Raw genomic sequence first — 10,189 nt, 5'->3', positions numbered from 1 at the left:
GCAGATCGGGATTGCGCCCCGGACGGCGCGCAAAAATATTGCCGATGCCATCCACCGTCACGGTGCAGCCGGCCGCCTCGCACCACTGCACAAACAGGTCGCGGGCCTTGCGGTCCAGCTCGGTGAGCGCCAGACGGCACACACCGCCCTTGGGCGTGGCACCGAGTGTGGCCAGGTCCATCAGCGACTGCCACAAGCGGTCGCGGTTGACGTGCGGGTGGCTCGATTGCAGAACGTCGAGGGCAGCGTTCATGGGGATCTCCTCAGGCTACATGTTCTTATGGATTGACTCATTCCACTTTTTACAACGGCGATTTGGCGGCGACCGGACTGACTCCACGCTTGGCATTCAAGCCGTAATACAACCCCCCGCCCAACGCCGAACCGGTAAACCAGCCATAGCTGTAGAACCAGCTGAACGCATCGCTGCCCAGCGACAGCAAGGTCAGCACCACCGGCACGCCAAAGGCGATAAAGCCCGTCCAGTTCCACGCCGGGTACACGTCGTCGCGGTAAAGACCGGCCAGGTCCAGTTGCTGTTTGCGGGTGATGAAGTAGTCCACCACCATGATTCCGGCAATCGGTCCCAGCAGGCTTGAATAGCCCAGCAACCAATTGGAATACACCGTCTCCAGGCTCACGTCGGAGACGATCAGGCCGAGTTTTTTCAGCAGTTCATGCCCCATCAACACCAGCCCCACCAACCCGGTGAGGATCACCGCCGTGGTGCGGTTGATCAGCTTGGGCGCGATGTTCTGGAAGTCGTTGGTGGGCGAGACGATGTTCGCGGCCGTGTTGGTGGACAACGTGGCCACAATGATCAGCGCCATCGCCACGGCCACCCATACCGGGCTCTGGATATGCCCGATCAGGGTCACCGGGTCGGACACGCTCACGCCCACCAGTTTCACCGACGCGGCGGTCATTACCACGCCGAGGGCGGCGAACAGGAACATGGTCAGCGGCAAGCCGAAAATCTGCCCGAGGATCTGGTCCTTCTGGCTTTTGGCGTAACGGCTGAAGTCGGGAATGTTCAGCGACAGCGTGGCCCAGAACCCCACCATCGCGGTAAGGCCGGCCATGAAGTAACCGGTGAGGCTCGCGCCTTCAGGACGCTTGGGCGGGATCGCCATCAGTTCGCTGAGCGACACACTGGGCATCGCCCACACCAGCAGGCCAATGCCCACTGCCACCAGCAACGGCGCCGACAGGGTTTCCAAGCGCTTGATCGATTCGGCGCCACGCAGCACCACCCACAAATTGAGCGTCCAGAAAATCATGAAGCCGATCACTTCCCCGGTACCGCCGAGAGCCTTCCATCCCTCGAAAATCGACCCGAGGAACAGGTGAATCGCCAGCCCGCCAAACATCGTCTGGATGCCAAACCAGCCACACGCCACCAGCGCCCGAATCAAACACGGCACGTTGGAACCGAGAATGCCGAACGATGAACGCAACAACACCGGAAATGGAATGCCGTACTTGGTGCCCGGGAAGGCGTTGAGTGTCAGCGGGATCAGCACGACGATATTGGCCAGCAAGATCGCCATCAGCGCCTCGCCCACCGACAACCCGAAATACGCAGTGAGCACCCCGCCCAGCGTGTACGTCGGCACGCAGATCGACATGCCAACCCACAGCGCGGTGATGTGCCATTTGTTCCAGGTGCGTTCGTGCACCTTGGTCGGTGCCATGTCGTGGTTGTAGCGAGGACTGTCGAGGACGTCGGGGCCGGCGTCGAGTTCGTACAGGCCGTTGCGTTCAATGACTTGCGATCTGTTCTGTTGCATGGCCGCTCCACGGTTTTTTCGAATTATTTTTTGCTCACCTGCGGGGTTAACGCAGGTGGCCGGAGTACCTCGTAAACAACATGACATCACGGGCCCGGCCAGTCGGCATCGCACTCAATAACCGTGCCGAAAACCACCACCGCACCCACACCGCTTATATAACGTGCTGATATCCATCAGCTTTCCGATCACACCTTGGGAACTTGCGACGTCACTCAGGCTGGATAACGTGGAAGTTGCCCGAACTGTCAGGACTCAATCTGGTGCAACACCATTATTTTTATTTCCTACTGCCGTCAAGCGGCATATCTCAAGCACCTGATTTGCAATAAGAAATGTTGCTCATATTGGGAACCTGTCAAGTGCGTCAAAATGGTGAACGCACGCCGCATTTTGGTGATTTTTATTTTTTATCCTTATAAATCAATAAATTAACATGCTGACAAGCTTATAAAAAATCTTCTTGCCCAATCTAAAAACTCGGGCTAGTTTCTATTCCTGTCACCGATGACAGGAATTAATCCACTCATCGGCACGCCACATCAAAACACTTAGAACTGGCATAAGCCGGTCAAGCCTGTGAGGAACTCGACATGTCGCTGTTGATCCGTGGCGCCACCGTTATTACCCATGATGAAAGTTACCGCGCCGATGTTTTATGCGCGGGCGGTCTGATTCGCGCCGTCGGCACGGACCTGGATATTCCCGCCGGCACCGAAGTACTCGATGGCAGCGGCCAATACCTGATGCCCGGAGGTATCGACCCCCATACCCATATGCAACTGCCCTTCATGGGCACCGTGGCCAGCGAAGACTTTTTCAGTGGCACGGCGGCGGGTTTGGCGGGGGGCACCACCTCGATCATCGACTTCGTGATTCCCAACCCGCAGCAATCGCTGATGGAGGCCTTTCACCAATGGCGTGGCTGGGCCGAAAAGTCCGCGGCCGACTACGGCTTTCACGTGGCGATCACCTGGTGGAGCGAGCAAGTGCGCGAGGAAATGGCCGAGCTGGTCAGCCATCACGGCGTCAACAGCTTCAAGCATTTCATGGCCTACAAGAACGCAATCATGGCAGCGGACGACACCCTGGTCGCCAGCTTCGAACGCTGCCTGGAACTGGGCGCGGTGCCCACCGTGCATGCGGAAAACGGTGAGCTGGTGTACCACCTGCAACGCAAGCTGATGGCCCAGGGCATCACCGGGCCGGAAGCGCATCCGCTGTCGCGCCCGTCCCAGGTCGAAGGCGAAGCAGCCAGCCGCGCGATCCGCATCGCCGAGACCCTCGGCACACCGTTGTACCTGGTGCACGTGTCCACCAAAGAGGCGCTGGATGAAATCACCTACGCCCGCGCCAAGGGCCAGCCAGTGTACGGCGAAGTGCTCGCCGGCCACCTGCTGCTGGACGACAGCGTCTACCAGCACCCCGACTGGCAAACCGCCGCTGGCTACGTGATGAGCCCACCGTTCCGCCCGCGCGGGCACCAGGAGGCGCTGTGGCATGGCCTGCAAGCGGGCAACCTGCACACCACCGCCACCGACCACTGCTGCTTCTGCGCCGAGCAAAAAGCCGCCGGGCGTGACGACTTCAGCAAGATCCCCAACGGCACCGCCGGTATCGAAGACCGCATGGCGCTGCTGTGGCACGAAGGGGTCAACAGCGGGCGTCTGTCGATGCAGGAATTCGTCGCACTCACCTCCACCAATACCGCGAAAATCTTCAACCTCTACCCACGCAAAGGCGCCATCCGCGTGGGGGCCGATGCCGACCTGGTGCTGTGGGACCCCGAAGGTACGCGGACCATCTCCGCCGAGACCCACCACCAGCAAGTCGATTTCAACATCTTCGAAGGCAAGACCGTGCGCGGCGTACCCAGCCATACCATCAGCCAGGGCAAACTCGTGTGGGCCGATGGCGACCTGCGCGCCGAGCGCGGGGCCGGGCGCTATGTGGAGCGGCCGGCGTACCCGCCGGTGTTCGAGCAGTTGAGCAAGCGGGCGGAGCATTCCAGGCCGATTGCTGTGAAACGCTGAGACCGTCATCGGCAAGCCCCCTCCCACACTGATCTCATTCCAATTGGAAAAACGCGGTCAAATGTGGGAGGGGGCTTGCCCCCGATGAGGCCAGCACAGGCAACAAAAAAACAATGCCCATCAGAGGCAGCACCTCAATAACCGTGAGGCCACCACCGTGATCCAGACCCTGACCCACCTCCCCCACCCCCGTGAAGATGGCGCAACCCTCGCCGGCCATTTCACCGACCTGGCGCCCCCACTCAACGCCCGCCAGGCCCAACTGGAAGCCTCGCGCTGCCTGTATTGCTACGACGCACCGTGCGTGAATGCGTGCCCCAGCGAGATCGACATCCCTTCGTTCATCCGCAACATCCACACCGAAAACGTGCAGGGCGCGGCGCAGAAAATCCTCTCGGCCAATATCCTCGGCGGCAGTTGCGCACGGGTGTGCCCCACCGAGATCCTTTGCCAACAGGCGTGCGTGCGCAACAACGCCGAAGAGTGCGCCCCGGTGCTGATCGGCCTGCTGCAACGCTACGCCATCGACAACGCGCACTTTGACGAACACCCCTTCCAACGCGCCGCGCCGACCGGCAAGCGCATCGCCGTGGTCGGTGCCGGCCCCGCCGGTCTGGCTTGCGCTCATCGCGCCGCCTTGCACGGCCACGACGTGGTGATTTTCGAAGCACGGGAAAAGGCCGGCGGCCTGAATGAATACGGGATCGCCAAGTACAAGCTGGTGGACGACTTCGCCCAGAAGGAGCTGGAGTTCCTGCTGCAAATCGGCGGCATCGACATTCGCCACGGCCAGCGCCTGGGTGGCAACCTCACCCTGAGCGAACTGCACCAGCAATTCGATGCGGTGTTCCTTGGCCTGGGTCTGGCCGCCAGCAAGCAACTGGGCCTGCCCCATGAAGACGCCCCCGGCCTGCTTGCCGCCACCGACTACATCCGTGAGCTGCGCCAGGCCGACGACCTGACCCAACTGCCCCTGGCCGACCGCTGCATTGTGCTCGGCGCCGGCAATACCGCCATCGATATGGCCGTGCAGATGGCCCGCCTGGGGGCCCGCGATGTGAATCTGGTCTACCGTCGCGGCCTGGCGGACATGGGCGCCACGCACCACGAACAGGACATCGCCAAGGCCAACCAGGTACGCCTGCTGACCTGGGCCCAGCCTGAAGAAGTGTTGCTCGACGACGACGGCCATGTGCGCGGCATGCGCTTTGCTCGCACACGCCTGGAAAACGGTCGCCTGAGTGCCACCGGGGAAACCTTCGAACTGGCCGCCGATGCGATCTTCAAGGCCATCGGGCAAGGCTTCGATAACGCCGCGTTGCACGACCCGCTGGCCCAACAGCTGCACCGCGTGGGCGAGCGGATCTTCGTCGACGAGCACCTGCGTACCAGCATTGCGGGCGTCTACGCCGGCGGCGATTGCGTGAGCCTCGGCCAGGACCTCACCGTGCAGGCGGTGCAACACGGCAAGCTGGCCGCCGAAGCCATGCACGCTCAACTCATGCTTAATGTGGAGGCTGCGTAATGGCCGATCTCTCGATTGTGTTCGCCGGTATCAAAGCCCCCAACCCCTTCTGGCTGGCCTCCGCGCCGCCCACCGACAAGGCCTACAACGTGGTCCGTGCCTTTGAGGCCGGCTGGGGCGGCGTGGTATGGAAAACCCTGGGTGAAGACCCGGCGGCGGTCAACGTGTCGTCGCGCTACTCGGCGCACTACGGCGCCAACCGCGAAGTGCTGGGCATCAACAACATCGAACTGATCACCGACCGCTCCCTGGAGATCAACCTGCGGGAAATCACCCAGGTCAAAAAGGACTGGCCGGATCGTGCGCTGATCGTGTCGTTGATGGTGCCATGCGTTGAGGAATCGTGGAAAAACATTCTGCCGCTGGTGCAAGCCACCGGCTGCGACGGCATCGAGCTGAACTTCGGCTGCCCCCACGGCATGCCCGAGCGCGGCATGGGCGCGGCGGTGGGCCAGGTGCCGGAGTATGTGGAACAGGTGACGCGCTGGTGCAAGACCTATTGCTCACTGCCGGTTATCGTCAAGCTCACGCCGAATATCACCGACATCCGCGTGGCCGCCCGTGCCGCGTATAGAGGCGGTGCGGATGCGGTGTCGCTGATCAACACCATCAACTCCATCACCAGTGTCGACCTGGAACGCATGGTTGCCCTGCCCACCGTCGGTACGCAAAGCACCCACGGCGGTTATTGCGGCTCGGCGGTCAAACCGATCGCATTGAACATGGTCGCGGAAATCGCCCGCGACCCGCAGACCCAAGGGCTGCCGATCTGCGGCATTGGTGGCATCGGCAATTGGCGCGACGCGGCCGAATTCGTCGCCCTGGGTTGCGGCGCGGTGCAGGTGTGCACGGCGGCGATGCTGCATGGCTTTCGCATCGTAGAAGAGATGAAGGATGGGCTGTCGCGATGGATGGACAGTCAGGGCTACACCCGCCTGCAGGATTTTTCCGGGCGAGCGGTGGGCAACACCACGGATTGGAAGTACCTGGATATCAACTACCAGGTGATAGCCAAGATCGATCAAGAGGCCTGCATCGGCTGTGGCCGTTGCCATATTGCCTGTGAGGACACCTCGCACCAGGCCATCGCCAGCTTGAAACAGGCGGACGGCACGCATGCCTACGAGGTGATCGATGATGAATGCGTGGGCTGCAACCTGTGCCAGATCACCTGCCCGGTCGCGGACTGTATCGAGATGGTGCCGGTGGACACGGGTAAGCCGTTTTTGAACTGGACGCAGGATCCGAGGAATCCTTACCGGGAGGCTGTGTAGGCCGTTAGATCGCTATCGGGGGCAAGCCCCCTCCCACAGGAGAGCGCATTCCAAATGTGGGAGGGGCTTGCCCCCGATAGGGCCATCAGCCTCACCACAAGGCTCAAGGCTCCAACCCAATCCCCCGCAAAATCACACTGGTCACGGTCTGTATCGCCCTCTCGAACTGCATATCCGACAACGGCTGGTGATCGTTCAAGATCTTCACCTGGTGATCAAAGTCGGCATAGTGCTGGGTCGAGGCCCAGATCATGTACAGCAGACTCGACGGCTCCACCGGCGAGATGCGTTTGTCTTCCACCCACTGGCGAATTTTCGCTTCTTTCATCTTGGCCCAGTCGTAGAGGCTCTCATCCAATGCCTCACCCAGCGTTGGCGCGCCGTGGATGATCTCGTTGGCCCAGACTTTGGAACCATACGGCCGCGTGCGCGAGCGCTGCATCTTGGCGCGAATGTAGCTGCTGAGCACCACACGGGGATCATCGAAGGTTTCGAAGCTCAAGGCATCCTGCTTCCACACATCGAGCAGGTCGAACAGCACCGCGCTGTATAGCTCGCTCTTGGTGGTGAAGTAGTAATGCAGGTTGGAGCGCGGCAGCTGCGCTTCCTTGGCGATGTCGGCCATGGCGGTGCTGCCATAGCCTTTCTCGGCGAAGACCTTCTCCGCCGCCAGCAGGATTTTCTCGACGTTGACCCGACGAATTCCGATCTTGTGATTGCCCATAAGGGCTCCCTGATAACAACTTGGCTCAGAGACTACCATCCGCTCTAGATCGGGGCGACAGGCGCAGCTGAAACTTCGTACACTGCCCGCTCCTGCCCATTGATTGGTATTGAACGATGTTGATCAAGAAATCCCTCACCACCGTCGCCCTGCTCGCCTCGCTGCTGGGCGCTTCGGCGGTGTTTGCCCATGCCGACCTTAAAAGCGCCACGCCGGCGGCCGACAGCAGCGGCGCCGCACCGAAGGATCTGCGCCTGACTTTCAGCGAAGGCGTCGAGGCCACCTTCACCAAGGTGTCGCTGAGCAAGGATGGCACCGAAATCGCCATCAAGGGCCTGGAAACACCGGACGCCGACAAGAAAGTCCTGGTGGTCACGCCCGCCGCGCCTTTGGCAGCCGGCAACTACAAAGTCGTGTGGAACGCCGTCTCGGTCGACACCCACAAGAGCAATGGTGAGTACAGCTTCAAGGTTGGCCAATAACCGATGGCGACGCTGCTGGTGCTGTGCCGCTTCGTGCATTTCATCGTGGTGCTGCTGATGTTCGGGGCCTGTGCCTTCAGGCCTTGGCTTTTGGGGGGCACGCCGCAGCCGAAGCTGGACCGGCAACTGCTGTGCATCACCCGCAACCTGGCCTGGGTGGCACTGATTTCCGGCGTGGCATGGCTGCTGTTGATCACCGCGAGCATGGCCGGCAGTTGGCATGCAGCGCTGCAACCGGCCACGGTGCAACTGGTGCTGGGCAAGACCTTTTTTGGCCAGGTGTGGATCTGGCACTTGCTGCTGAACCTGCTGCTGGTGATCGCGCTGATCAAACCCTGGCCGGCCGTGCGCCTGCCGTTGCTTGCGCTGTTGCTGATGACCCTGGCCCCGGTCGGCCATGGCGCGATGCTCGACGGGCTGAGCGGGCAACTGCTGATCCTCAACCAAGTGGTGCACCTGGCGTGTGTGGGTGCATGGCTGGGTGGGTTGTTGTTGCTGGTGTTGATCCTCAAGCAAATGCCCGGGTTTGCGCTGGCGCCGATCCTGCGGCGCTTCAGCGGTGTGGGCTATGGCCTGGTTGCCGGCCTGCTGGTCACCGGGCTGATCAACGTGCGCGTGCTCACCGGACAACTGTGGCCCACGCCGCTGTTCAGCGGGTTTGCGCTGATTCTGTTGATCAAGGTGATGCTGGTGCTGGGCATGGTGGCGCTGGCCTTGCTGAACCGGTTGCGCCTGGAGCAGTGCGAGCAGCGCCTCGCCGCCCTGAAGACCAGTGTGATGCTGGAATGGGGGCTGGGTGTTTGCGCGGTAGCCGCCGTTTCGGTGCTTGGCACCTTGCCTCCGATGGTCCTGGCTGGCTGAATCTCACCGATCTCAAGTTTGAATCCAACCCATTGAGCCTGCCCACTTTAGGTCATCTCACATTTAGTCATCGTATAACTTCCGCTTGACACTCCACGGAAACCCCGTAAATATCCCCTCCAATGTTGTACGACGACGTATAACAAATAATAAAAACAACAAAACAGAAGGGAGCACCGCTGTGAGTCAATTCGTCCGCAATTCCTCCTCACGCCTGGGCCTTATCGGCCTCGGCAGCCTGGCCTTCACCCTGCCTCTCGGCGCGCATGCCGAAGGTTTTGTCGACGACGCCAAGGCCACGCTCAACCTGCGCAACGCCTACTTCAATCGCAATTTCACCAACCCGGCCAACGCCCAGGGCAAGGCTGAAGAGTGGACGCAAAGTTTCATTCTCGACGCCAAGTCCGGCTTCACCCAAGGCACCGTGGGTTTCGGGCTGGATGTGCTGGGCCTGTATTCGCAGAAGCTCGATGGCGGCAAAGGCACCGGTGGCACCCAGTTGCTGCCGATCCACGACGACGGCCGTCCCGCCGATAACTTCGGGCGCCTGGGCGTGGCGTTGAAGACCAAGCTGTCGAAGACCGAATTGAAAGTCGGCGAATGGATGCCGGTGCTGCCGATCCTGCGCTCCGACGATGGCCGTTCCCTGCCCCAGACCTTCCGCGGCGGCCAGGTGACGTCCAACGAGATTGCCGGCCTGACCCTCTACGGCGGCCAGTTCCGTGGCAACAGCCCGCGCAACGACGCGAGCATGGAAGACATGTTCATGAACGGCAAAGCCGCGTTCACCTCCGACCGCTTCAACTTCGGCGGCGGCGAATACAGCTTCAACGACAAACGCACCCAGGTCGGCCTGTGGTACGCCGAACTCAGCGATATCTACCAACAGCGCTACGTCAATCTGACCCACAGCCAACCCGTGGGTGACTGGACCCTGGGCGCCAACCTCGGCTTCTTCAGCGGCAAGGAAGACGGCAGCGCCCTGGCCGGCGACCTCGACAACAAGACCGCCTTCGCCCTGCTTTCGGCCAAATACGGCGGCAACACCTTCTATGTTGGCCTGCAAAAACTCACCGGCGACAGCGTGTGGATGCGCGTCAACGGCACCAGCGGCGGCACCCTGGCCAACGACAGCTACAACTCCAGTTATGACAACGCCAAGGAAAAATCCTGGCAGGTGCGCCACGATTTCAACTTCGTGGTACTCGGCGTACCGGGGCTGACCCTGATGAACCGCTATATCAGCGGCAGCAACGTGCACACCGGGGCGATCACCGACGGCAAGGAGTGGGGACGCGAATCGGAACTGGCCTACACCGTGCAGAGCGGCGCGTTGAAGAACCTCAACGTGAAATGGCGCAACTCGACCCTGCGTCGGGATTTCAGCACCAACGAGTTTGACGAGAACCGGATTTTTATCAGCTATCCAATCTCGCTGTTGTAGAACTCAGTCCCCCAGCCCCAGAAAATCCCTGTGGGAAGGCGGTGCGACGATTCGAC

8 protein-coding genes and 1 pseudogene are annotated in these 10,189 nt (G+C 61.1%); 6 read left to right on the top strand and 3 right to left on the bottom strand.

Features of this window, described 5'->3' with window-relative positions; translation table 11 throughout:
* Both JWR98_RS22915 and JWR98_RS22910 read right to left on the bottom strand, forming a co-directional pair.
* Positions 1-253 (bottom strand): annotated as a pseudogene (locus JWR98_RS22915) (Zn-dependent hydrolase); the annotation flags it as partial.
* A gap of 49 nt (positions 254-302) precedes the next feature.
* Complete coding sequence (locus tag JWR98_RS22910) at positions 303-1,790, bottom strand: NCS1 family nucleobase:cation symporter-1 (RefSeq protein WP_078733789.1); 1,488 nt, start codon at positions 1,788-1,790, stop codon at positions 303-305.
* A 593-nt stretch (positions 1,791-2,383) separates the two neighbouring features.
* Between JWR98_RS22910 and hydA the strand changes: the two genes are divergently transcribed.
* The 3 genes from hydA (at position 2,384) to preA (ending at position 6,622) form a co-directional block, all read left to right on the top strand.
* Positions 2,384-3,823 carry a dihydropyrimidinase gene (gene hydA / locus JWR98_RS22905; protein WP_205491272.1) on the top strand — a complete coding sequence of 480 codons (1,440 nt, stop codon included), beginning with the start codon at positions 2,384-2,386 and terminating at the stop codon, positions 3,821-3,823.
* 157 nt (positions 3,824-3,980) lie between these two features.
* On the top strand, positions 3,981-5,348 hold the full coding sequence (locus JWR98_RS22900) for an FAD-dependent oxidoreductase (RefSeq protein WP_205491270.1): 1,368 nt from the start codon (positions 3,981-3,983) through the stop codon (positions 5,346-5,348).
* On the top strand, positions 5,348-6,622 hold the full coding sequence (preA, locus tag JWR98_RS22895; RefSeq protein WP_003174836.1) for an NAD-dependent dihydropyrimidine dehydrogenase subunit PreA: 1,275 nt from the start codon (positions 5,348-5,350) through the stop codon (positions 6,620-6,622). Before JWR98_RS22900 ends, preA begins: the two co-directional genes overlap by 1 nt.
* A gap of 103 nt (positions 6,623-6,725) precedes the next feature.
* Here preA and JWR98_RS22890 read toward each other — a convergent pair whose 3' ends face one another.
* Positions 6,726-7,346 (bottom strand): TetR/AcrR family transcriptional regulator, encoded by a 621-nt coding sequence (locus JWR98_RS22890; protein WP_003174837.1) that lies wholly within the window; start codon positions 7,344-7,346, stop codon positions 6,726-6,728.
* A gap of 116 nt (positions 7,347-7,462) precedes the next feature.
* On the opposite strand from JWR98_RS22890, the gene copC reads away from it, so the two are divergent.
* The 3 genes from copC to JWR98_RS22875 all read left to right on the top strand — a co-directional run bounded on the left by copC (position 7,463) and on the right by JWR98_RS22875 (position 10,133).
* Positions 7,463-7,828: a copper homeostasis periplasmic binding protein CopC gene (copC, locus tag JWR98_RS22885; RefSeq protein WP_205491268.1), complete on the top strand. Its 366-nt coding sequence runs from the start codon at positions 7,463-7,465 to the stop codon at positions 7,826-7,828.
* A 3-nt stretch (positions 7,829-7,831) separates the two neighbouring features.
* Positions 7,832-8,689 carry a copper homeostasis membrane protein CopD gene (gene copD, locus JWR98_RS22880; RefSeq protein WP_078733797.1) on the top strand — a complete coding sequence of 286 codons (858 nt, stop codon included), beginning with the start codon at positions 7,832-7,834 and terminating at the stop codon, positions 8,687-8,689.
* A 181-nt stretch (positions 8,690-8,870) separates the two neighbouring features.
* Entirely contained in the window at positions 8,871-10,133 is a 1,263-nt protein-coding gene (locus JWR98_RS22875) for an OprD family porin (protein ID WP_078802230.1), read from the top strand.
* Positions 10,134-10,189 lie beyond the last annotated feature (56 nt).

Source organism: Pseudomonas lactucae, from assembly GCF_016937615.1.
Classification (GTDB): domain Bacteria; phylum Pseudomonadota; class Gammaproteobacteria; order Pseudomonadales; family Pseudomonadaceae; genus Aquipseudomonas; species Aquipseudomonas lactucae.
The sequence above is the reverse complement of the archived record's forward strand: the minus strand, read 5'-3'. Positions and strand labels throughout refer to the sequence as shown.